Origin of the sequence: Acinetobacter sp. YQ_14 (genome assembly GCF_043102985.1) — a bacterium.
Taxonomy (GTDB): Bacteria; Pseudomonadota; Gammaproteobacteria; order Pseudomonadales; family Moraxellaceae; genus Acinetobacter; species Acinetobacter venetianus.
This window is the reverse complement of the sequence record NZ_JBICJJ010000009.1, coordinates 152125-173911: the sequence shown is the minus strand read 5'-3', so window position 1 is coordinate 173911 and position 21787 is coordinate 152125. Positions and strand designations below refer to the sequence as shown.

At 39.5% G+C, this 21787-nt stretch carries 22 protein-coding genes; 12 read left to right on the top strand and 10 right to left on the bottom strand.

Annotated features, from left to right (window positions below; genetic code table 11):
* The first annotated feature begins 46 nt into the window (after window positions 1-46).
* Window positions 47-982, top strand: a complete 936-nt coding sequence (locus tag ACF8D3_RS04855; RefSeq protein WP_392470471.1) for a lauroyl acyltransferase — start codon at window positions 47-49, stop codon at window positions 980-982.
* 265 nt (window positions 983-1247) lie between these two features.
* On the opposite strand, the gene ACF8D3_RS04850 is transcribed toward ACF8D3_RS04855, so the two are convergent.
* Window positions 1248-2357 (bottom strand): endonuclease/exonuclease/phosphatase family protein, encoded by a 1110-nt coding sequence (locus ACF8D3_RS04850; protein ID WP_392470469.1) that lies wholly within the window; start codon window positions 2355-2357, stop codon window positions 1248-1250.
* Between the two features lie 189 nt (window positions 2358-2546).
* On the opposite strand from ACF8D3_RS04850, the gene asd reads away from it, so the two are divergent.
* From asd to truA, 5 genes are all read left to right on the top strand, one after another.
* Window positions 2547-3665, top strand: coding sequence for an aspartate-semialdehyde dehydrogenase (asd, locus tag ACF8D3_RS04845; RefSeq protein ID WP_004876674.1), 1119 nt, complete (start codon window positions 2547-2549; stop codon window positions 3663-3665).
* A 142-nt stretch (window positions 3666-3807) separates the two neighbouring features.
* A complete protein-coding gene (locus ACF8D3_RS04840; protein ID WP_392470467.1) occupies window positions 3808-5292 on the top strand; it encodes a FimV family protein in 1485 nt (494 codons plus the stop codon).
* Window positions 5293-5351: 59 nt separating this feature from the next.
* Window positions 5352-6638 (top strand): FimV domain-containing protein, encoded by a 1287-nt coding sequence (locus ACF8D3_RS04835; RefSeq protein WP_392470465.1) that lies wholly within the window; start codon window positions 5352-5354, stop codon window positions 6636-6638.
* A gap of 47 nt (window positions 6639-6685) precedes the next feature.
* The gene (locus tag ACF8D3_RS04830; protein ID WP_392470520.1) at window positions 6686-7657 is read left to right on the top strand and encodes an asparaginase domain-containing protein; all 972 of its coding nucleotides are present in this window, start codon (window positions 6686-6688) and stop codon (window positions 7655-7657) included.
* A 9-nt stretch (window positions 7658-7666) separates the two neighbouring features.
* Window positions 7667-8464, top strand: coding sequence for a tRNA pseudouridine(38-40) synthase TruA (gene truA, locus ACF8D3_RS04825; RefSeq protein WP_392470463.1), 798 nt, complete (start codon window positions 7667-7669; stop codon window positions 8462-8464).
* A gap of 46 nt (window positions 8465-8510) precedes the next feature.
* On the opposite strand, the gene ACF8D3_RS04820 is transcribed toward truA, so the two are convergent.
* On the bottom strand, window positions 8511-9518 hold the full coding sequence (locus tag ACF8D3_RS04820; RefSeq protein WP_023013197.1) for an AraC family transcriptional regulator: 1008 nt from the start codon (window positions 9516-9518) through the stop codon (window positions 8511-8513).
* A gap of 230 nt (window positions 9519-9748) precedes the next feature.
* Here ACF8D3_RS04820 and infA point away from each other — a divergent pair, with 230 nt between their 5' ends.
* Window positions 9749-9970, top strand: a complete 222-nt coding sequence (gene infA / locus ACF8D3_RS04815; RefSeq protein ID WP_001284370.1) for a translation initiation factor IF-1 — start codon at window positions 9749-9751, stop codon at window positions 9968-9970.
* A 61-nt stretch (window positions 9971-10031) separates the two neighbouring features.
* Here infA and ACF8D3_RS04810 read toward each other — a convergent pair whose 3' ends face one another.
* Window positions 10032-10403 carry a lysozyme inhibitor LprI family protein gene (locus tag ACF8D3_RS04810; RefSeq protein WP_007479094.1) on the bottom strand — a complete coding sequence of 124 codons (372 nt, stop codon included), beginning with the start codon at window positions 10401-10403 and terminating at the stop codon, window positions 10032-10034.
* Between the two features lie 162 nt (window positions 10404-10565).
* Here ACF8D3_RS04810 and ACF8D3_RS04805 point away from each other — a divergent pair, with 162 nt between their 5' ends.
* On the top strand, window positions 10566-10973 hold the full coding sequence (locus ACF8D3_RS04805) for a hypothetical protein (protein ID WP_019385744.1): 408 nt from the start codon (window positions 10566-10568) through the stop codon (window positions 10971-10973).
* Between the two features lie 49 nt (window positions 10974-11022).
* Here ACF8D3_RS04805 and leuB read toward each other — a convergent pair whose 3' ends face one another.
* The 5 genes from leuB to ACF8D3_RS04780 form a co-directional block, all read right to left on the bottom strand.
* A complete protein-coding gene (gene leuB, locus ACF8D3_RS04800; RefSeq protein ID WP_007479096.1) occupies window positions 11023-12102 on the bottom strand; it encodes a 3-isopropylmalate dehydrogenase in 1080 nt (359 codons plus the stop codon).
* 45 nt (window positions 12103-12147) lie between these two features.
* Entirely contained in the window at window positions 12148-12723 is a 576-nt protein-coding gene (locus tag ACF8D3_RS04795; protein ID WP_023013195.1) for a hypothetical protein, read from the bottom strand.
* 149 nt (window positions 12724-12872) lie between these two features.
* A complete protein-coding gene (gene leuD, locus ACF8D3_RS04790; RefSeq protein WP_278395779.1) occupies window positions 12873-13520 on the bottom strand; it encodes a 3-isopropylmalate dehydratase small subunit in 648 nt (215 codons plus the stop codon).
* A gap of 12 nt (window positions 13521-13532) precedes the next feature.
* Window positions 13533-14951 (bottom strand): 3-isopropylmalate dehydratase large subunit, encoded by a 1419-nt coding sequence (gene leuC, locus ACF8D3_RS04785; RefSeq protein ID WP_007479101.1) that lies wholly within the window; start codon window positions 14949-14951, stop codon window positions 13533-13535.
* Window positions 14952-15164: 213 nt separating this feature from the next.
* The gene (locus tag ACF8D3_RS04780; protein ID WP_392470459.1) at window positions 15165-15863 is read right to left on the bottom strand and encodes a hypothetical protein; all 699 of its coding nucleotides are present in this window, start codon (window positions 15861-15863) and stop codon (window positions 15165-15167) included.
* Between the two features lie 160 nt (window positions 15864-16023).
* On the opposite strand from ACF8D3_RS04780, the gene ACF8D3_RS04775 reads away from it, so the two are divergent.
* Both ACF8D3_RS04775 and ACF8D3_RS04770 read left to right on the top strand, forming a co-directional pair.
* Entirely contained in the window at window positions 16024-16242 is a 219-nt protein-coding gene (locus ACF8D3_RS04775; protein WP_019385749.1) for a DUF2061 domain-containing protein, read from the top strand.
* A gap of 117 nt (window positions 16243-16359) precedes the next feature.
* Window positions 16360-17223, top strand: a complete 864-nt coding sequence (locus tag ACF8D3_RS04770; protein ID WP_023013191.1) for a LysR family transcriptional regulator — start codon at window positions 16360-16362, stop codon at window positions 17221-17223.
* Here the strand turns inward: ACF8D3_RS04770 and ACF8D3_RS04765 are convergent.
* Together ACF8D3_RS04765 and ACF8D3_RS04760 are read right to left on the bottom strand one after the other, a co-directional pair.
* The gene (locus tag ACF8D3_RS04765; protein ID WP_061392231.1) at window positions 17220-17969 is read right to left on the bottom strand and encodes a hypothetical protein; all 750 of its coding nucleotides are present in this window, start codon (window positions 17967-17969) and stop codon (window positions 17220-17222) included. The two genes, ACF8D3_RS04770 and ACF8D3_RS04765, sit on opposite strands and share 4 nt — an antisense overlap.
* A 98-nt stretch (window positions 17970-18067) precedes the next feature.
* Window positions 18068-18718 (bottom strand): HAD family hydrolase, encoded by a 651-nt coding sequence (locus ACF8D3_RS04760; protein ID WP_392470457.1) that lies wholly within the window; start codon window positions 18716-18718, stop codon window positions 18068-18070.
* Between the two features lie 183 nt (window positions 18719-18901).
* Here ACF8D3_RS04760 and ACF8D3_RS04755 point away from each other — a divergent pair, with 183 nt between their 5' ends.
* The gene (locus tag ACF8D3_RS04755; RefSeq protein ID WP_004876647.1) at window positions 18902-19378 is read left to right on the top strand and encodes an RNA pyrophosphohydrolase; all 477 of its coding nucleotides are present in this window, start codon (window positions 18902-18904) and stop codon (window positions 19376-19378) included.
* A gap of 93 nt (window positions 19379-19471) precedes the next feature.
* A complete protein-coding gene (ptsP, locus tag ACF8D3_RS04750; RefSeq protein WP_392470454.1) occupies window positions 19472-21766 on the top strand; it encodes a phosphoenolpyruvate--protein phosphotransferase in 2295 nt (764 codons plus the stop codon).
* Window positions 21767-21787: the final 21 nt, after the last annotated feature.

The following is a 21787-nucleotide window of genomic DNA, read 5'->3' as shown; positions in this document are numbered from 1 at the left end:
ATGCTACACTGCTGCAAAATTTAACATCATCCACGCATCTAAGTTTATGAGTCAAAAACAGCCTTATATTCCTGGCGAATTTCAATGGGAGTTTTTACTTCCTAAGTATTGGAAAATTTGGATCGCCATTACTTTTCTTATGTTATTGGCAATTTTGCCATGGGCTATTCAATGGCGATTGGCACATGGTTTGGCAACATTATGCTGGCATTTACTTAAATCGCGCCGCAAAACGACACTACGAAATTTAGAGCTTTGCTTTCCTGAATGGTCAACTGCTGAAGTTGAAGCACAAGCAAAGCAAGTCTTTGTCGATATGATGTTAGGTGTATTTGAAACCTTAAATGCTTGGTATTGTCCAAAATGGTTTAAAGGACGACATAGCATTGAAGGCTTAGAACACATTACAGAAGCCAAAGCACAAGGCAAAGGAATATTACTGTTAGGGACACACAGTACGCTGCTCGATGCAGGGGGTTATATATGCGCACAATATTTTGACCCTGATGTGGTTTATCGCCCTCAAAATAATCCGATGTTGGATATGCTGATTTATCGTTGTCGTGCCACGATATACCAACAACAAATTGATCACGATGACATGCGCGGCTTAGTCCGTCGTTTAAAAGATGGTGGCGCGATTTGGTATAGTCCTGACCAAGACTTTGGCTTGAAACAAGGGGTTATGGCACCATTTTTTGGTGTCCCTGCGGCAACCGTTACCGCACATCGCCGTTTATTAAAAATCTCAAAAGCCGTTGCGATCCCACTGTATTTTTATCGTTACGGTGATATTCGCAATCCAAAATACAAAGTACTGATTGAGCCTATGGTTGAGAACATGCCAAGCGAAGATGAGGTTGAAGATGCCATTCGCGTCAATAAAATCATTGAAGCGCAGTTACGTATCGCACCAACACAATGGATGTGGTTCCATCGTCGTTTTAAAACGCGACCTGAGGGTTATGAAAAGATCTATTAAAAAATTAAAACCCGAGTTTCGCATCCTACGAAACTCGGGCAAATGAGGTTGTGCTTTCACATTTTTTATTATCTTGCATCCATCGCATGCATCATATCCATAATGCTTTTCCATCTCAGCGCTAGCTATCCTTAGATCGGAATTCCATTCCTGCTTCCCTGTGCTGATGTATTTAGAATAAACCTTTTGGTCTTACTGGACTATTCGCTGTAGGACTAAATCCATGTACGATATTGCTTACATCAAGGCCGTTTAATCAACCAGCTTATTTATAAGGTTGCGCTAGCTCATCAACAACCATTTTTTCTTCCTTTTCGGCCTTTTCAATCCCTTCCTGAATAGCATCTTCAGCTTCTTCAGCATCAGATGGTGTTTCGTCTAGTGATTGCTGTTGTTGTTCAAAAACCCGACCTGTTTGCAGTACCACATAAATCGGAAAGTGATCTGAACCAATATGAGACAAACGTTTCATTTCAACTAAACCAAAATCGGTACTATGAAAAATATGATCTAAAGACCATCTTAGTAAAGGATAATCAGCATGAAAGGTATTCATAAAATACCGACCAACACGTGGGTCAAGTAAGCCGCTGATGCGTTGAAATAATCGCGTTGTCCTAGACCAAGCCACGTCATTCAAATCCCCCATCACGATACAACTTTCATCTAAATCTTTAATTTGATCCCCAACGATTAATAATTCAGCATCTCGCAAAGTTGAATCTTTCGCTTCAGTGGGACTCGGTGGTTTAGGATGTAAACAATAAAGTTGAACTTGTATCCCTGAACGCAACTCTAAGCAGGCATGTATTGACGGAATTTCATCGCTTAAAATAAATTTAATTTCTGATTCCAACAAAGGAAGCCGACTATATAAATGCATTCCATATAAATTATTTAATGGGACTGCAACTTTATAGCGATACTCTTGTTCTATAGGCTGCAATGCTTTCTGCCACAACTCATCTGATTCAAGCGTTAATACAATATCTGGTTGTAACTGGTAAATATGCTGGAGCAGCAATTCATACTTGTCATTTGGTGTAAGCACATTCGCAACCAGCAATGAAATCTGCTGTGATTCATTTAACTGCTGTTTAGTAACATGTTTAACTTGTTTTTTCCAAATCGGCGTATAAGGCAAAACCATTTTTAATTGGTAAGCAACAGCCGCAATTATCCCAACCAATAATAGCTCTCTGAATAATGTCCACTCGGACTTAATCAACAACAAGCCAAGTAATGTGACTAAACCCACTGCTAATATTTGTAATCTTGGAAAATCAGCTCCTCGAAACCACCATTCATCTCGAGGAATCAGTGACCATAAACTCAGCCAAATAACTACTACTGCACAAATCTCAATCCATATCATGTTAATTTTACTCTTGAGGATAGAGGGAATTTATTAATAAAGTTATGGCTTTATCAATTTTGTATCTAATACAAACAAGTTATTCCACTCAATTAAATTATCGTTTTATTTACGTAAAGCTTGCAGTTGTGGTCGCTTTTGATACACTCAAACCCCTTTAAAGTTTTTTACATACCGAGGCACAATGACATGAAAGTAGGTCTGGTCGGTTGGCGTGGGATGGTTGGTTCTGTCCTTATGCAACGTATGGTTGAAGAGAATGATTTTGCTCATATTGAGCCATTCTATTTTTCTACCAGTAATGCAGGTGGCGAGGCACCTTCATTTGGTGGTAAGACTGCCCCAGCACTTATGGATGCAACAGATATTAAAAGTCTGAAGCAAATGGATGTCATTTTAACCTGTCAAGGTGGCGATTACACATCTGAAGTTTTTCCAAAACTTAAAGCAGAAGGTTGGGATGGTTACTGGATCGATGCTGCATCTACATTACGTATGGATGATGAAGCAATTATCGTTCTTGACCCTGTCAACCTAAATGTCATCAAAGATGGTTTAGTGAATGGCACTAAAACTTTTGTTGGTGGTAACTGCACAGTTTCATTGATGCTGATGGGCTTAGGTTCTCTATTCCAAAACAATTTAGTGGAATGGGCAACTTCGATGACATATCAAGCAGCTTCAGGTGCAGGTGCGCAAAATATGCGTGAACTCATCACAGGCATGGGTTACTTGTACAATAATACTAAAGAATTACTAGACGATCCAAAGTCTGCAATTCTTGATATTGACCGTCAAATCGCAGATTTGCAACGCGGTGAAGGCTTCCCTAAAGCGAACTTTGGCGTGCCATTGGCTGGCTCGTTAATTCCTTATATCGACAAGCAACTCGAAAGTGGTCAGTCTAAGGAAGAATGGAAAGGTCAAGTTGAAACCAATAAGATTTTGGGCAATCAACAGATCGTTCCTATTGATGGTCACTGTGTTCGAATCGGTGCAATGCGCTGTCACTCTCAAGCAATTACATTAAAATTGAAAAAAGATGTAGCACTTGATGAAATCGAAGACATGATTCGTAGCTCTAGCCAATGGGCTAAAGTTGTACCGAATACACGTGAAGCGTCGATGACCGATCTTACTCCTGTTGCCGTTACTGGTACTTTAACTGTACCTGTAGGCCGTTTACGCAAGTTAAATATGGGTAAAGAATATTTAGGTGCATTCACAGTGGGTGACCAACTGCTTTGGGGCGCTGCAGAACCTTTACGCCGTATGCTACGTATTTTGGTTGAATACAAGAACGCGTAAGCAAAAATTGATAGAAATCAAAAGCCGATCACATTTGATCGGCTTTTTTTATGTAATCAAACATGAATAATTTACAATTCATTTACATCACGGTAATGTATACTTTTGAACTGACTATAACATCACTTTTTCATGGATCGAGATGACTGTTTATAACAAATTAAAAATTGCCATTTTAACCATCTTATCTTCGCAACATCTTTATGCAATTACGCTCGATCCTTTACAAATCCAGTCTGCACCTGGCGAATTACTCTATGCTGAAATGAGTTTTCATCAGGCAGATCCAAATGCAAAATTAGAAGTCAGCCTAGCAACACCAGAAGACCTCGTTATGATTGGGGCAGCTCACCAGCCACCATCAGCACTGAATTTCTTTACCCGTCGAAATAACCGAGGCGAAGGTGTCATCGTCATTACCTCTTCTCGTCCTATGACAGATGCTGAACTCAATATTATTATTAAAATACAAGAAGATGGTGCATCACATTTAAAGCACATTAGACAACCAATTCGATCAAACATACAAAAAGTTCAAGCAGCGGCAGTAAGTAATGAAAAAACGTTAACGCCTAAGTTTATTGTGAGTGAAAAAGATATTGCTCTCGATTTACCTGAAAGTACTCGCTTTAACACAGCATCTATACCCAAAGAGCCAACTCTAAAACAAGAGAAACTTTTAAATGCTCCGTATGAACTCCCGCCAGCTTTAGATATTGCAACTGATAAAGTATCTGTTTCTGCAGCTATCTCAGTTGTACCCTCTCAAGTAGAACAAAGTGTCAGCGCTCCAGTTGCAAACAACGATACACAGCCAATAACTGCTAAAACAGCAACAGCTGGACAAAATTCTACAATCCCAACAACCAAAACAGAACTTAAAGAAACTGCTGTTACACAGACCGCAAAAAATGAACCAGTAAATGAAAGTCTTCTTAGTAAAAACCAAGATCAAGATAACCCAGAAAAACTTATTGAGAATAAAGAAGATACTATCGCTGCATATCGTGCTAAAAATAAAGAGCAACCTGTTAAGCAAAAAGCACCTCAAAACACTATACCCTCAGTTTCAGGTGAAAATACTCAACAACAGCATGTCGTAGCACGTAATGAATCTTTGTGGAGTATCGCTCATCGTATTGCGAGTCAAACACATAAACCTGTGTCGCAAGTGATGAACCAAATTAAGGCACAGAATGAACATGCATTTATTGGTGGAAATGCAAACCGACTTAGACAAGGTTCTCAATTAAATTTCAATCTAGGTAATATCCCGAGTCGTCAAAATCAAAATGTGAATCAGATTGCAGCGCAAACACCTCAACCAGCATCTGGAAAAACAAAATATCGCCTACAACAAGCTGAGATGTCGCTTGTTGCTGAAAGCAATCAAGATTCAAGTACAGGAAGTGCGAAAAAAGACACATTACAGCAAAAAACCAGTACTGACTTATCATTAAAAGTTATGACAGCTCGGGAAAAAACCGTTACATTACAACGAAACGTAACACAGTTAGAGTTGGCACTACGTCAGAAGGAACAGCGAATTCAACTCCTAAATGCTCGACTTGCCGAGCTACAAGAACGGTTGAAAGCGCAGCAGGAAACTAAAAAGCCAACACACTGAATTACGAGAAGATTCTCATAAATTTGCAAAAGCGGCTCTATCTTTAAGGGGTATAGATCATGTCAACTATAATAATTGTACTACTCGTCATCGTATTGGTAGTCGCAATCGTTTTAAAGAAACGTGGTGACAATCAGAATACAGCAGCACCTAAGAAAGGGACTGCTGCTGGAAAAGCAACGAAAAAAGCAACTGCCAAAAAGACATCACGCACAACCTTAGCACGTGAAGAGCAAGAAGCCGCTCCACTCGTAACAACTGCAATATCTGACAGTTTACGTGAAAAAATTGAACAACAGATTCAAGAACGAAACTTTCAAGCTGCAGAGGCTCAAATTAATCAAGCGTTAAAGCAAGATAACTCTCAACATGAATTATATTTATTTCTTTTAGATATCCATCTAGCCCAAAAAGATGATTTTGCGATTGATCAATTAATCAAGCATGTTCATGCTTTAAAGCTTGAAGATATTGCTCATGCAGCTGAAGCTAAAAAAAGTGAATACGAAAAAAATAAACAACCAGACTCAATTGATTTTCATTCGAACAGCAGCAACTTTAATCAACGTCCAACAACGACGGAAGCAGCTGCACCGCAAAATAATACAGCAGACTTTGATGCCTTAGTTCAAGCACCATCAAATCAATCTTTTGATGACTTACAAACTGAATACGTCGCGCCAGTCGAAGAAGAAAAACCTGCTGAACCTACACCAGAGGTTCAACCTTTAGACTTTAATTTCTCTTTTGAACAGAAAGAGACGCAAGTTCCTGAGGCATCTCATACCCCTGTAGAATCTGAAACTACAGAAGTTAAAGAACAAACCCCTCTTGAATTTTCTTTCAGTCTAGAGCCAAATACAGCGACTCCAGAAGAAACCAAAGTTGAAGAAGAAGCTAAGACTGAACCAGATTTCAACTTTACTTTAGACGTAGCACCTGAGCCAACTGAAGCACCTAAAGTAGAAGAAACTCCTAGTCTGGACTTTAGTTTTGAACCAACGACTCAAACACCAGCAGAGCAACCAGAAACTCTTGCAGAGAAAACAGAGTTTTCGTTTGACCTTGCTGAACCAACGCCAGTTGCTGCGGAACAAACTACTGAATTCACCACATCAGAAACCGCAACACAAGTCTCATCTGTTGTTAGCAATGATCCGCTTGTTCAATCATTCCCTGGTTTGGAACAACTGAATGAAGCTCAACTGAATTTGGATTTAGCTGAGCAATATATCGAATTAGGCGCTTACGAATCTGCTCGTACTTTATTACAAAACAGTCAGTCTATTTTTGATGCTGATCAACAACAAAGCTCAGAAAAGTTACTGAATAAAATAGCTTCCTGAATTTGATCAGTCTAATATAAGCAGTCTCTAAGACTGCTTTTTTTATGATGAAAAAAATCGCTTTAATCTACATGGGTGGAACTTTTGGCTGTGTTGGCGAACCACTCATGCCAATGCCTGAACAGCATTTTTTACCTTTACTCGAAAAGGTTATTCCGCCACATTTAAATGTAGACTGCTTTGCAGCACCAAGTATCAAAGACAGTAGTGCTTGTACAGCTGTAGATTGGCTTCCTCTTATACAACAAATACAACAACTGCAATTGCAGGATTATCAACATTTTGTAATTATTCACGGTACCGATACGCTCAGTTATGCAGCAGCGACCCTTGCGCGCTTCTTAGCTCAATCTTGCCATGCCATCATCACAGGTAGCCAATATCCTCTACTCAATATCGATGGTAGCGATACCAGAGAGTTCACAGATGCAACTGGCAACCTATATTTAGCGTTAGAACAGGTGCAAGTACTTCCAGTAGGAGTATATCTTGGATTCAATAACCAAGTTTTCCATGCTCAAACCACGCTTAAAGTTCATACTACCGATTTAAATGCATTTGCTGGAGTTGATGCAAACCTAGATTGTAAGACTGCGACCAAAACGCTCGTTGTACAGAATGAACATATTGAAAAAGCCGCCCATTTAAGTGTATTCAATCTAATGCTTCAACCGATTGGACAACTCCAATTACAACAACAACTTGAAAATATCTTATCCAATCCTCCTCACTTTTTAATCTTACAAGGATTTGGTACAGGCAATATTGCAATCAATGATCAACTCATTACATTATTCGAAGCTCTATTTAGCAAGGGATGTATTTGTATCATTAGTTCTCAAGTCACTTTTGGACAATTAGATCAACGTTATGCTATTAGTTCTTGGGTAAATACAGCGAAAGTTTTGGTCAATGATTGTCTAAGCCATGCTGATTTATATGCAAAAGCGCTGCAAATGTATTTAAAATACCCCTCCCCTGATCAACGTTTTGATCAATGGAATCAGCATTTATCTTGAGGTTCAAATATGCAACGTTATGCAATCGGTATTGAATTTTGCGGTACTCAATACCGTGGTTGGCAAACTCAACAAGCTGGCGTTGTAAGTGTCCAAGAAACCATTGAGAAAGTCCTCAGCAAAATTGCCAATGAACCAATTATTGTTCATGCTGCTGGACGTACCGATGCTGGGGTTCATGCGACCAACATGGTTGCTCATTTTGATACAGAGGCAATTCGACCAGAGCGCGGCTGGATGATGGGGGCAAACAGTCAGTTACCGAAAGATATTTCAATCCAATGGATCAAATGCATGGATGAAAATTTCCATGCACGATTTAAAGCGACTGCTCGACGTTATCGATATATTGTTTATAACGCACCTCATCGCCCTGCTCTGCTACATAAACAGGTTACACACATCTATTCTGAACTTGATGTTGATAAAATGATTGCAGCCGCATCTAAGTTTGAAGGTACACATAACTTCGAGTCATTCAGAGCTGCTGCATGTCAATCAAATCAGCCCGTTCGCCATGTTAAGCACTGCCGCTTATTCCAACATGGTCGTTATTTGGTCTTAGACATACAAGCAGATGGCTTCTTACATCACATGGTTCGAAATATCATGGGATGTTTGCTTGAAATTGGCCAAGGCATGTATGAAATTGAACACATTGATACCATGTTTGCAGCGCAAGATCGTAAAGCTGCTGGCGTTACTGCGCCACCTGATGGCTTATACTTCATCCAGTGCTATTACCCTGATCAATTTGAATTGCCTCAGCCACCCCTTGGGCCACAATGGTTAAATCTACCTGAATAAAAAAAGCCTTATCGATAACGATAAGGCTTTAAAATTCCTCACACCATTAACGTTGTTTACGCTTCCGATACTCAACTGGTGTTTCATTGGTCCAACGTTTAAATGCTCGATAGAACGTACTTGGTTCAGAGAAACCCGTTAAATATACAATACGCTCTACGCTTTCATTGGTATTTGCCAATAACTTTTTCGCTAAACGACAACGATAATCCGATAGAATTTGCTGAAAACTTGTATTTGCTTCGCTTAACTGTGTTCTTAAACGCCGTGGCGTAATACTAAGTTGTGCAGCCACTGTTTCTAACGTTGTCTCACCACTTTCAAGTGTTGAGCCGATTGCACGGCGCACTTCACCGACTAAATCATAACGAGCAAGTTCTTGCAGCTTTTCAATTGCAAGCTGCTCATGTAATTGTAGTAATTCAGGTTCAGCCTGCCATAAAGGATAGTCCAAAACTGCCATATCAAAATATAAGCGCGTTTCTCTCTGACCTAAACTAACTGGGCATCCATAAACACGAAAATACTCGTCATCATCCGCACCCTCATTGAAATTAAAATCAATGAAAATTGGTTGAAACTGACCTTCAGTAATAAATTTAAAAAAACGTAAGATTCCTGACATCGCACATTCAGAAAAATGGCGATTCACTAAATTGTCAGACCAATACTGTTCGCCGTTACTTAAGTAACAACGCCCATCTTCGATCACTAACTTAGCGTCAAAAGCATCACTAATTAAACGCTGATAAGCCAAAGCTCGCTTGAGCCCCTCACCAAAAGTCTCACTACTGATAAACAAATGCTCGATCACTTGACCACGATACAGTGGTAAATGCTCACCTAAATGCAAACCGATATCTGGGTCATTGCTCACTTCCTGTGCCGCAATCCAGAATGCATTTTGTGCACTCAGTGGGGTTCTTGCATTTGTATCAACTTGATTTAGTGCTACACCTGCTTTTGTTAGAATCTCTTCAGTTGGTAATCCTGCTTTACGAATTGCCTGATAACCAAAGCGCAATACAACCGATGCATCTGTTAACTGACCCACGCAGTGCCCTTCCCTGTAGATACGTTATTGTGACAATAAACAATAATTTTAGATTAACGTTGATTGACCAAACTGACAACACTATTCTGCTTCTTTTGTTAAAAAAAAATGAGGATTGTCTGACAGTTTTTTCCAATTCATCTGTACAAGCTTTGCTAAGAGAGCGTCTTGTAAATTTCAAATAAATTGACTATAATTTGCGCCTTTCCAATTTGATCATCAGGTAGGCTATGGCCAATAAAGAGGAACTCATTGAGTTCGAAGGCGTTGTCACCGAAACGCTTCCTAATACGATGTTCCGTGTACGTTTAGAAAACGGTCACGAAGTTATTGCACACATTTCTGGTAAAATGCGTAAACACTATATCCGTATTTTGACAGGTGACAGTGTTAAAGTTGAAATGACACCTTATGACTTAACTAAGGGTCGTATCACTTATCGTGCGCGCTAAATCAGATTAGTGAATGCAAAAAAGCCACATGATTGTGGCTTTTTTTACGCTTATTCTTAAATTATTCGCTCAGACGTGTGGTTTTACACCCTACAGTTTGGCACTCGCGTAGGCGCTCTAATAGCCAATGGTTACGCTCCTGAGTAGTACTCAACCGACATTCCACATCAACGCTGTTTTGCTGCGAATCGGTACAACTTGCATCCCGATGGCGTATCCAAGCCAGCTGCGACTTTTTTAGAATCTTTTGTTGCGTTTCATTGAGATGTTTGCGTAACTGCTGATAATTCTTATTTAAGTCAGCATCAGCACTGGCATAAATCTTATTAGTGCAGTAAATATCATCATAAGTATTGCGTGTTTTATCACAATTATCGGCATAGCTTAATGTCGCAACGACATAACACAAAAGACCAAGCACTATCTTATGCATCAAATTTTCTCGATAACTTAATTATGCGACATATCTAATCACATTTTGTTATGCTTGAACATTACTCAGAAATAGACAAGTTTGTATATTTTTGTTTCCCGATTAGAATAGTGATCGATTATAATAAATTCAAAGATTTATTTTAGAAATAAAGGAATATTCATGCGGAATTATAAGTTTTACATATTATCTATAGCGCTCATTTTACAAGGCTGTGCAACCCCTGGCTGGCGCTCGGTTCAACTACAAGACTACTTACAACCTTATATCGGTCAATCAGCAGATAATATTCAGCAAAATCTTAATCTCAAGAGCCTAGGCTTCCAAACTCTAAAACAACCAACCCAAACTGACCAGCAGTTAGTTTTTACCGTACTTCGCCCAATTAATATACCCGTACCTATCGTACAAACTTATGCGGGAGCAGGTCCAACAATGATAGGTACACGTTTAGGTGCTACGACAACAAGCCAACAGTCTTACGATGTCAATTTTTATTGCCATATTATTTTTGATCTTGATCAACAACAAATTGCTCGTTCTATCCGTTATGAAGGAAAGGCCTGCTAACGACAAATAAAAAATGCAGCACACGCTGCATTTTTTATAGATCAGATTTTTAGCCTAACACCGCAACAACAGCATCGCCCATTGCATCTGTACCGACTTTGCTCATTCCTTCTGACATAATATCTGCTGTACGCAAACCTTGGTCTAAAACTTGACCTACTGCATCTTCAATCGCTTTTGCCGCAGCTTCTTCACGGAAGGTATAACGCAACATCATCGCAACAGATAAAATCGTTGCAAGTGGGTTTGCAACATTTTTTCCAGCGATATCTGGTGCTGACCCATGGCAAGGTTCATACATACCTTTACCATTTTCATCTAAAGATGCTGAAGGCAACATGCCAATTGAACCCGTCAACATTGCTGCTTCGTCAGACAAGATATCACCAAATAAGTTACCTGTTACGATGACATCAAATTGTTTTGGTGCACGAACAAGTTGCATTGCTGCATTATCGACATACATATGTGAAAGCTGAATATTTGAATACTGTGCTTGCTGTAAATCAGTCACTGTTTGCTTCCAAAGCTCAGTAACTTCCAATACGTTTGCTTTATCGACAGAACAAACTTTTCCACCACGTAAGCCAGCTAATTCAAAAGCAACTTTGGCAATACGTTTAATTTCACTTTCTGAATAAACGTCAGTGTTATAACCTTGCTTCTCACCGTTTTCTAATTCTCGGATACCACGTGGTTGACCAAAGTAAATACCACCTGTTAATTCACGAACAATCAAAATATCTAAACCAGCAACAACTTCTGGTTTTAAGCTCGAAGCATCTGCCAATTGAGGATAAAGAATCGCTGGGCGTAAATTTGCGAATAAATTTAATTCACTACGGATTTTCAACAATCCACGTTCTGGACGAATTGAACGTTCAATCATGTCCCATTTAGGCCCGCCTACCGCACCCAACAAAATCGCATCTGCTTTTTGAGCTTGTGCACTTGTCACTGCTGGATATGGTTCACCATGGGCATCAATTGCTGAGCCACCCAATAAGCCATGTTCCCATGTCAAACCTAAATTAAATTTATCATTGACCTTTGTCAGTACTTTCTCAGCAGCACCAACAATTTCAGGACCAATCCCATCACCCGCTAAAATTAAAATATGTTTTGACATCTACTTTTCCAATTTCATCCACACAGCATTCAAGCTGCTATTTGATTAAATCTTTTTTTCAACAAATTCGCCCAAACCTGTCTTCACATCATACGGACGGCAGAATCGACGAATCATGCGCTCTTCTTGCAATAGATCAACACACAAAGGATCTGGAGCTGATGCATTGAGCAAGTTTTCTACACGATTTGCTCTATCTCGGTACATTTTAAAGGTATAGCGTGTACGTGGTTTAAACGCATGGATGATATGAAAAGTTTCAGCACGATCTGGGGAAATTGGATAAAAACGAATAACAACTTCATATTGCTTAGCAGGCACACTTAAGTAAACCTGTTGATTTAGACTTAAAATCGAACCATGTAATCGAACAATGCCTTTTTCTATGGCTTGTTGGCTTACACGATGCGATTTAGCATCAATCACACCAATATCATTAATTCTTTCGAATTCACAATTATCCACGCCTGAACAATATAAAGTCGCATTGTTCGCTTTGTCTTCTAATGTATTTTGTGCAATACGAACTTGGTCAACTACAGTGGTTGTGTTTTGACACGCAGTTAACGTTGTACCGACACTTAAACACAGCAAAATACTGCGAGCGAGTTTTGTTTTCATTATTCAAGCCCAGTCCTCATATCATGCAAACATGCAAGCAAATCTTCTTCGCTAGCATGTTAACAAGAGTTCAATCTCTGCGCTACGGCTATGTTTAAAATGTCCCTCGACATTTAGTCATGTTTACATTTAAAAAATGTAAGTGAGACTTAAGCTTTGATATCCTTAAATACCCAAGGACGTGCTTGTTTTGCTTTTTCCTCAAAAGCACGAATGTCATCCGCAGCTTGTAAAGTCAAACCAATATCATCTAACCCATTTAACAAACAGTGTTTACGGAATGGATCAATTTCAAATTTAAATGCTTCGCCTTTCGGTGTACGCACTTCTTGTGCATCTAAATCAATCGTAAGCTGATAGCCTTCCTCTTCACATTCTTTAAATAACTGATCAACGATCTCTTCTGACAAGATCACTGGTAACATGCCATTCTTAAAGCAGTTGTTAAAGAAAATATCAGCAAAGCTAGGTGCGATCACGGTACGGAAACCGTATTCATTGAGTGCCCAAGGTGCATGTTCACGACTTGAACCACAACCAAAGTTGGTACGTGCCAACAAAATAGTTGAGCCTTGAAAACGTGGTTTATTCAAAACAAAGTCAGGATTCTTTGGACGCTTACTAATATCTTGTCCTAAATAACCCTCATCTAAATAACGTAACTCATCAAATAAGTTATCGCCAAATCCCGTACGTTTGATCGATTTCAAAAACTGCTTCGGAATAATTAAATCCGTATCGACATTAGCACGATCTAAAGGCGCAACAATACCTTGTTCTACAGTATATTTTTCCATGACTTTGCTCCCTTAGAATGAACGAACATCAACAAAATGACCTGCAATCGCCGCCGCCGCCGCCATCGCTGGGCTCACTAAATGTGTACGCCCACCATTACCCTGACGACCTTCAAAGTTACGATTTGAAGTCGATGCACAATGCTCACCCGGTTGTAATTTATCTGCATTCATCGCCAAACACATTGAACAACCTGGTTCACGCCATTCAAAACCAGCCTCTAAGAAGATTTGGTCTAAACCTTCATTTTCAGCCTGTTGTTTTACTAACCCTGAACCCGGCACAATCATCGCTTGTTTAATACTTGACGCGACTTTACGGCCTTTCACAACCTCAGCTGCAGCACGAATGTCTTCGATACGAGAATTGGTACATGAACCAATAAACACGCGATCTAATTGGATATCTGCCAATGCCTGACCTGCAGTTAAGCCCATGTATTGGTAAGCACGCGTCCAATCATTACGCTGCACATCATCTTTTGCTTGTTCTAAGGTCGGAACAGCTTGAGAAACAGGAATTACCATTTCAGGTGAAGTTCCCCAAGACACTTGTGGCTCGATCTCTGCACCATTCAACACAACAACTGCATCAAATACGGCATCTTCGTCTGAATGCAACGTGTTCCAATACTCGACTGCTTGATTCCACTCTTCGCCTTGTGGCGCATAGTTGCGGTCTTTGACATAAGCAATCGTTTTATCATCTACAGCTACCATGCCCACACGTGCACCCGCTTCGATTGCCATGTTACATACTGTCATACGCCCTTCAATCGACATATCACGGAAGACTTGACCACCGAACTCAATCGCATAACCAGTACCCCCCGCTGTACCAATCTTGCCAATGATTGCCAAAACAACATCTTTTGACGTGACGCCTGTACCCAATACACCATCAACACGCACTAACATATTCTTAGATTTCTTTTGTACTAAGCATTGTGTTGCCAATACATGCTCAACTTCAGATGTACCGATACCATGTGCTAAACAGCCAAAAGCGCCATGTGTTGCTGTATGTGAGTCGCCGCAAACAACGGTCATACCAGGTAAGGTCAAACCTTGCTCTGGCCCAACTACATGCGCAATCCCTTGACGAATATCGTTGATACCAAACTCGGTGATATTAAAAGTCTTACAGTTATCATCTAAAGTTTGAACTTGGATACGCGAGGTATCATCTTCAATCCCTGCAATACCTTGTTCACGTTCCTTTTTAGAGGTTGGAACGTTATGATCTGGGGTTGCGACATTAGCGTTTAAGCGCCAAGGTTGGCGATTGGCAAGCTGTAAGCCTTCAAATGCCTGAGGACTTGTGACTTCATGTAATAAGTGACGATCAATATAAATCAAGCTCGAACCATCGTCGCGCTGCTTTACTAAATGGTCATCCCATAATTTGTCATACAATGTCTTGCCTGCCATGTCATCGCTCTCCATCGTGCTTGTCATTGGACTGGGTATTCTTAATCTTAAATTGATTATAGCAATCGTTTCACATAAATCTAATTTATCATTTTTATAAATTAATAAACTTTTAGGAATACATAAAACAGTTTTAAAAATTTAGCTATCAACTCATTAAAAAGCAACAAAACAAGTTAACCAATAGAAGAGGTTAATTTTAATTAGAATAAATTATTCGACATATACATCTGACAGTTTAAATTCGGGATAAACCTCCAGCAATTTAAAGCAGTCATGAATTCCATGACAGTATTTCCCGTTTAAATAAACTTCACCATATGAATGCTCAAATCTTAATTTTCCACGTCTGAAGAAGAAGATTCGTTGCAAAGCAATAGTATTTTGAGAAAAACCGATATCACCTAATAATTCCTTATCAGCACGAACCAATCCCCAAAACAAAGGGATACATAGCAGTTGAATAATTAAATATAGGATCAAAAATAGCTTAGCTAACAGCATAGCTAAAGTAATGGCAACTGATGAACCTCCAAAAAGTAAACTAAAAGAGATGACTATGCTTAACCATATTAATATTGGAAAAATAATAGCTATATCTAATAAGGAATACTTGAATCCATAGCCCATCCAAGCTGGAATATGAAGAATTGCCGTTTTAAGATTTAATAACGCATCAATATGATGCCGTAAAGAAACATCATCATAGGCATATGTTACAATTCGAACAAGACTTCCCTCTTCAAAAAATAATTCCTGAAAATTTCCCTGAAAAATGTATCCATTTATCTTGCAAGTGAACTTTTTACTTTTTACATAACGTGCACGATAGCTCATCATATCGAGTTTTAAGTGGCTTGGTTGAATTGATAAATCTTCAACCAATCCCTCTATGGTTATAATATTTTCCATATAACTATTTTATTTACAAAAAATAAGCATCTTTATCCCCTACTTTTCATTCTATGTCAGCGATTGTTTTAATCAATGTGGTTTATCACAAATTTCTTTTTTACTTTTTAAATGATAATGATTATTATTTATATAAATAAGATTTAAGATGGTGACAGCGATGGCAAATATTCAGCAATTCGTGATTAACAATCAACGAACTTTAAAAAAAACGTTAAGTTACTACTTCATGCATATCACAGTAGCAATGCTGGTTGCCTATGTTGTAACAGGAAATCTGATCATGGCAGTGACTTTGAGCTTGCTTGAACCTACAGTACAAGCCTTTGCATTCTTCTTCCATGAAAAAATTTGGAATAGAACTGAGCAAAAAGCCTAACTTTTAATTATACATATACAGCTTAAACTATATTTGTTCAGCGCTTTTACCTAAAATAGTCAGCTATATATGTCTCAGAACAAACATCTAAATTTTAATGATTTTCGAGTCTAAACTATGAATCTTGCCGCTTTTGAAGCATTTGTTAAAGTGATGGAAACGGGTTCAATTTCCATTGCTGCCGAACAGCTATTCATTACTCAGCCAGCGGTAACGAAACGGATTCATAGCCTAGAAGATTATTTTGGTGTGAAATTATTTGAATCTGCAGGCCGCGGTATTCAACCAACTCATGCAGCGCATTCTTTACTTCCAAAAGTAAAAACTTGGCTCAATGAGCTCGGTGAAATCCACCACACACTAAGTCATGAACAAACACAGGTACAAGGTCGTTTAAAGATTGGTACAAGTCATCATATTGGTTTGCACCATCTCGCAGAGCCACTAAAAGCTTTCGTACAGCTCTTTCCTCAAGTCACTTTAGATGTACATTTTGTTGATTCAGAACAAGCACATGAACAGGTACTTGCAGGTGAATTAGAACTTGCATTTCTAACCCTTCCACCGACGGGAGATGATCGACTTAATTATTTAACCATTTGGAATGACCCTTTAGTTTTTGTTGCATCACCATTTCATCCACTCTCGCAACAAAGCAACCTTACATTAGAAGACTTAATTGCTTATCCGAGCTTATTGCCATCAGCGCATACTTATACCAGTCAAATTACGTTAGCTGAATTTGAAAACAAAGGGCTAAAGCCTAAAATCACCATGAGCAACAATCCCTTAGAATCAATTCGCATGTTGGTTTCGATTGGTCTGGGATGGTCAGTTCTACCAAAGACGTTACTCAATCAGGATTTGAAACAGCTCGATTTACAATTAAATATGAATCGCCAACTGGGTATGGTTTGGCATCCTGCACGTATTCAATCTAAAGCAGCAGAAGAACTCATTCAAATGATGCAAAAAGATTAATCGCCTCCGCAACTGCTGCAACTACTTCCACAACTTGAAGAAGACTGAGCTTGTTGGTATTTAGAATAGTCTTTGCTCATTTCATCTAAGTCAAAGTATTGACCATCAACCCAACCTAAGGCTTGATCTATCACAAACAAACGAGGTATGACAGTACTATGCTTGGGTTCGAATCCATGTAATTTACAGCTTATTTTCCATGATTCGAATAACTGTTTTTGCTGTTGTTCTGGTTCAGTATTTAAATGATATGGATTGTGGTTGAGAATTCGACCAAGTGTTGCATGGCATAATTGCTGATACTGCTGAGGGAATTCCAACATGACATGCCAAAGTGCATCAACCGCATTTGATGGCATTGCATAAGCTTGCTTTTGCATAACATGCAGCGCCAAGTAATCCTTAAAACCCACTTCTATTAATTGTCGTTGTTTCAAAGTCAGCTCAGGATGAGACTGGCGAAGTTTATTCCAAAAAATCGGCTCTATTTTTAGTTGTTCAATCGTCTGTAATCGAGCGCGTTGAGATCGGGTAAGCAATGAAATATTGATAACAAGCACACACCAAAGTATTGGAATAATCACCCAAGCTGTCCAAAATTGCTGCTGCCACGCATACATCAATCCGAATATGATAAAAGGTAAAATGATCCAACGTGTTTTTATAATCGGCTGTTGTCTTTTTAATCTCAGCAATTCGCTGAGTTGATTGGAAGTTTGTGCTTCTTGATTTATTTTTATTTTCATACTGACATCTTAAAATTTAAAAGTGACATTTATATGACAAAAAAACCTCCCTGACGAAAGGGAGGTTTTAATAATTCATTCAAATTATGCTGACTCAGTTAGATTGACCAATCTTGAATTTCCCAGCCCTGTTCTTGCGCGAGTTTTTCCAAACGGTTATCTGGGTTCACCGCAATCGCATGGGTCGCGTATTCAAGTAAAAAGCGATCATTGATTGAATCTGAATAAGCCCAAGACTCCTCAACGGTACGACCAGCTAGCCATTGATCTAAGCGCGTCAATTTACCTTGTTGATAGCAAGGAACACCTGTGACTTTCCCCGTGTATTGTCCATCAATGACTTCTGCACTGGTCGCAATAATTTCAGTAATCCCAAACTCACGGAAAATAGGTGCGGTAATAAAATCACTCGTCGCTGTAATACCGACAATCGCATGACCTAAGTCTTGATGTTTTTTAATTGCATCAAAACCTTTAGGTCTCATTTTCGGGCGGATGACTTTCTGCATAAACAGTTGATGTAACTCAGTTAAGTACTGATTGTCATGCTTGGTTAAAAACTCAAAAACAAATTCATTATACGCAATTGGGTCAAGTTGCCCTGCTTTATAATCTTCATAAAACTTGTCATTCATTTGACGATGATGAACTGGATCAACCAAACCCTCATTGACCAAAAATTCACCCCATGAATGGTCAGAGTCAGTATTTAACAGCGTATGATCTAAATCAAACAAAGCCAATTGCATAGAATTTCTCGTTTAAACTGAAAATTAAGAAAAAAAATGTAAATCTATCTCCGCTAGTCGATAGAAATTCGTTAAGATCATAGCAATTTTAAACATTTTACTTTGACCTTTTTCGAGTTGGACGTGAAGAGTGACTGTCCCCGAGATCAAAGTCAACGATATAGACAAAATTTAGGTAGCCAAATGATCGACTCAGAAGGTTTCCGACCCAACGTCGGGATCATTTTGGCAAACGATGACGGACAAGTCTTATGGGCAAAGCGCATTGGTCACAATGCTTGGCAATTTCCACAAGGAGGTATCCAGTTTGGAGAAACCCCTGAACAGGCACTTTATCGTGAACTGAGAGAAGAAGTCGGCTTATTGCCCGAACACGTCCAAATTATAGCGCAAACAAAAGGTTGGCTGCGTTATCGTTTGCCACATCGGTACATTCGGTCAGATTCAGATCCGGTATGTATTGGACAAAAGCAAAAGTGGTTTTTACTGAAGTTAACGGCATCGCCTCATCATATTCAGTTAAACCTATCAGACCCACCCGAATTCGATGAATGGCAATGGGTGAGTTATTGGTACCCATTGGGTCAAGTGGTCAATTTCAAACGAGATGTTTACCGCAAAGCCATGATGGAGTTGTGTTTACAATTACCTCAGCGTTAATTGTCGTAGAATCATCATTTTAAGCAATGATTTTTGACATTAGAGCTGTTATAACTAGGCCTATAACGATTCAATAAATTGGAGTAAACATCCATGTCAAACATGCAACTCGACACGCTTAGACGCATCGTACAAGAAATAAATGCGTCCGTCAGTTTGCATGAATCTTTGGACATTATGGTCAATCATGTGGCTGAAGCAATGCATGTTGATGTCTGCTCTATTTATTTATTGGATGAACGAAATCGCCGCTATGTGCTTATGGCTTCGAAAGGTTTAAAACCAGAAGCGGTCGGCAATGTCTCCTTAAATGTTGGTGAAGGTCTGGTTGGCTTAGTCGGTCAACGAGAAGAAATTGTCAACTTAGACAATGCGCCAAAGCATGAACGCTTTGCTTATTTACCCGAGACAGGTGAAGAACTATATAACTCATTCCTTGGCGTTCCTGTAATGTATCGCCGTAAAGTAATGGGCGTTTTAGTCGTTCAAAATAAAGAATCACAAGACTTTAGCGAAGCCGCAGAATCCTTCCTTGTTACCCTTTGCGCACAACTATCTGGTGTGATCGCACATGCTCATGCAGTCGGTAATATTGATGTATTTCGTAAACCGAGTAACGGATCAACCTATAAAACATTCCAAGGGGTTTCGGGTGCTGGCGGTATCGCGCTAGGTCGAGCAATTGTGCTATATCCCCCAGCCGATCTAACTGCAATTCCTGATCGCGAAGCTGAAGATATCAGCGATGAATTAGAACTTTTGGATCAAGCGATTGCTTCTGTTCGTCTTGAAATACAATCTTTAGATGAAAAAATGCAAGACTCACTCATGTCAGAAGAACGTGCATTGTTTAGCGTGTTCTTACGAATGTTGGATGAAAATGTCTTGCCAAGTGAAATTAAAGAGCACATTCGAGTAGGAAGTTGGGCGCAAGGTGCTGTGCGTAAAGTTATCGATAAACATATTGCGCTATTTGCGCAAATGGAAGATGACTATTTACGTGAGCGTGTTTCCGACTTAAAAGATCTTGGTCGTCGCATTCTCGCATGTTTACAAGAAGCCGATTCTAGTCACCGAGAACTGAGCCCAGATAGTATCCTGATCGGCGAAGAAATCAGTACTGCTGCGTTGGTCGAGCTTCCTGTCGATAATATTGCCGCAATTGTAACTTCTGAAGGTGCTGCCAATTCACATATGGTGATCGTGGCGCGCGCACTCGGTATTCCAACGGTTGTTGGTGTGACTGAGCTCCCAATCACGACGCTTGATGATATTGAAATGATTGTGGATGCGTATCAAGGACGTGTCTTTGTCAATCCACCACGTCGTTTACGTCAACGTTATAAAGAAGTTCAAAAAGAAGAAGAACAAATTGCAAAAGATTTAAAGCAGTACGAAACTAAAGATGCTGTAACGCCTGATGGTGTTGCTATTCCGTTATTCGTCAATACGGGTTTAATGATCGATGTTGTGCGCGGCGTACAACGTGGTGCAAAAGGTGTTGGTTTATATCGTAGTGAAATTCCATTTATGCTACGTGAACGCTTCCCAGGTGAAGAAGAACAACGCGCCATTTACCGCCAACAACTCAGCCATTTTGCCAATAAACCTGTGATTATGCGTACACTGGATATTGGCGCGGACAAAGACCTTCCTTATTTCAGCATTGAAGAGGAAAATTCTGCTTTAGGTTGGCGTGGTTTACGTTTCACCCTCGATCATCCTGAGATTTTTTCAGCACAAATTCGCGCGATGCTCAAAGCCAGTATTGGTTTGAATAATTTACATATTCTTCTTCCGATGGTGACTAGTGTCAGTGAAGTAGAAGAAGTGTTGTATTTACTTGAGCGTGACTGGATTGCGGTCCAAGAAGAAGAGCAAGTCAAAATCACACGTCCTAAAATCGGAATTATGGTTGAAGTACCAAGCGTACTATTACAAATTGGTGAGTTTGCCGAACTGGTTGATTTCTTCTCGGTGGGTTCAAATGATTTGACTCAGTACTTACTTGCTGTAGATCGTAATAATCCGCATGTTGCTAACGTATATTCGCACTTCCACCCTTCTGTGTTACGTGCCTTAAAACGTTTAGTTGAAGAATGTCATATTCATGAAAAACCTGTAAGCGTCTGCGGTGAGATGGCTGGTGATCCATTATCAGCAATTTTATTAATGGCGATGGGCTTTAATACGCTCTCTATGAGTTCGAGTAACATCTTGCGTGTACGCAAAGCAATTTGTCATGTGCCTATGACAGATGCTCAAAGATTATTAGATGATGTTCTGCAAATGAATAATCCTCTGGTCGTAAAAAGTTGGTTAGAACATTACTTTAAGACACATGGGCTTGGCGATATGGTCAAATCCAACCGTTTAGTCGGCGCTTAACGCATTTTTAAAAATAAAGAA

What these genes read in the sequence shown, in the direction of transcription:
- ACF8D3_RS04855 (WP_392470471.1), top strand. Translation starts at nt 47, where the DNA reads ATGAGTCAAAAACAGCCTTATATTCCTGGCGAATTTCAATGGGAGTTT.
- ACF8D3_RS04850 (WP_392470469.1), bottom strand. Translation starts at nt 2,357, where the DNA reads ATGATATGGATTGAGATTTGTGCAGTAGTAGTTATTTGGCTGAGTTTA.
- asd (WP_004876674.1), top strand. Translation starts at nt 2,547, where the DNA reads ATGAAAGTAGGTCTGGTCGGTTGGCGTGGGATGGTTGGTTCTGTCCTT.
- ACF8D3_RS04840 (WP_392470467.1), top strand. Translation starts at nt 3,808, where the DNA reads ATGACTGTTTATAACAAATTAAAAATTGCCATTTTAACCATCTTATCT.
- ACF8D3_RS04835 (WP_392470465.1), top strand. Translation starts at nt 5,352, where the DNA reads ATGTCAACTATAATAATTGTACTACTCGTCATCGTATTGGTAGTCGCA.
- ACF8D3_RS04830 (WP_392470520.1), top strand. Translation starts at nt 6,686, where the DNA reads ATGAAAAAAATCGCTTTAATCTACATGGGTGGAACTTTTGGCTGTGTT.
- truA (WP_392470463.1), top strand. Translation starts at nt 7,667, where the DNA reads ATGCAACGTTATGCAATCGGTATTGAATTTTGCGGTACTCAATACCGT.
- infA (WP_001284370.1), top strand. Translation starts at nt 9,749, where the DNA reads ATGGCCAATAAAGAGGAACTCATTGAGTTCGAAGGCGTTGTCACCGAA.
- ACF8D3_RS04810 (WP_007479094.1), bottom strand. Translation starts at nt 10,403, where the DNA reads ATGCATAAGATAGTGCTTGGTCTTTTGTGTTATGTCGTTGCGACATTA.
- ACF8D3_RS04805 (WP_019385744.1), top strand. Translation starts at nt 10,566, where the DNA reads ATGCGGAATTATAAGTTTTACATATTATCTATAGCGCTCATTTTACAA.
- leuB (WP_007479096.1), bottom strand. Translation starts at nt 12,102, where the DNA reads ATGTCAAAACATATTTTAATTTTAGCGGGTGATGGGATTGGTCCTGAA.
- ACF8D3_RS04795 (WP_023013195.1), bottom strand. Translation starts at nt 12,723, where the DNA reads ATGAAAACAAAACTCGCTCGCAGTATTTTGCTGTGTTTAAGTGTCGGT.
- leuD (WP_278395779.1), bottom strand. Translation starts at nt 13,520, where the DNA reads ATGGAAAAATATACTGTAGAACAAGGTATTGTTGCGCCTTTAGATCGT.
- leuC (WP_007479101.1), bottom strand. Translation starts at nt 14,951, where the DNA reads ATGGCAGGCAAGACATTGTATGACAAATTATGGGATGACCATTTAGTA.
- ACF8D3_RS04780 (WP_392470459.1), bottom strand. Translation starts at nt 15,863, where the DNA reads ATGGAAAATATTATAACCATAGAGGGATTGGTTGAAGATTTATCAATT.
- ACF8D3_RS04775 (WP_019385749.1), top strand. Translation starts at nt 16,024, where the DNA reads ATGGCAAATATTCAGCAATTCGTGATTAACAATCAACGAACTTTAAAA.
- ACF8D3_RS04770 (WP_023013191.1), top strand. Translation starts at nt 16,360, where the DNA reads ATGAATCTTGCCGCTTTTGAAGCATTTGTTAAAGTGATGGAAACGGGT.
- ACF8D3_RS04765 (WP_061392231.1), bottom strand. Translation starts at nt 17,969, where the DNA reads ATGAAAATAAAAATAAATCAAGAAGCACAAACTTCCAATCAACTCAGC.
- ACF8D3_RS04760 (WP_392470457.1), bottom strand. Translation starts at nt 18,718, where the DNA reads ATGCAATTGGCTTTGTTTGATTTAGATCATACGCTGTTAAATACTGAC.
- ACF8D3_RS04755 (WP_004876647.1), top strand. Translation starts at nt 18,902, where the DNA reads ATGATCGACTCAGAAGGTTTCCGACCCAACGTCGGGATCATTTTGGCA.
- ptsP (WP_392470454.1), top strand. Translation starts at nt 19,472, where the DNA reads ATGTCAAACATGCAACTCGACACGCTTAGACGCATCGTACAAGAAATA.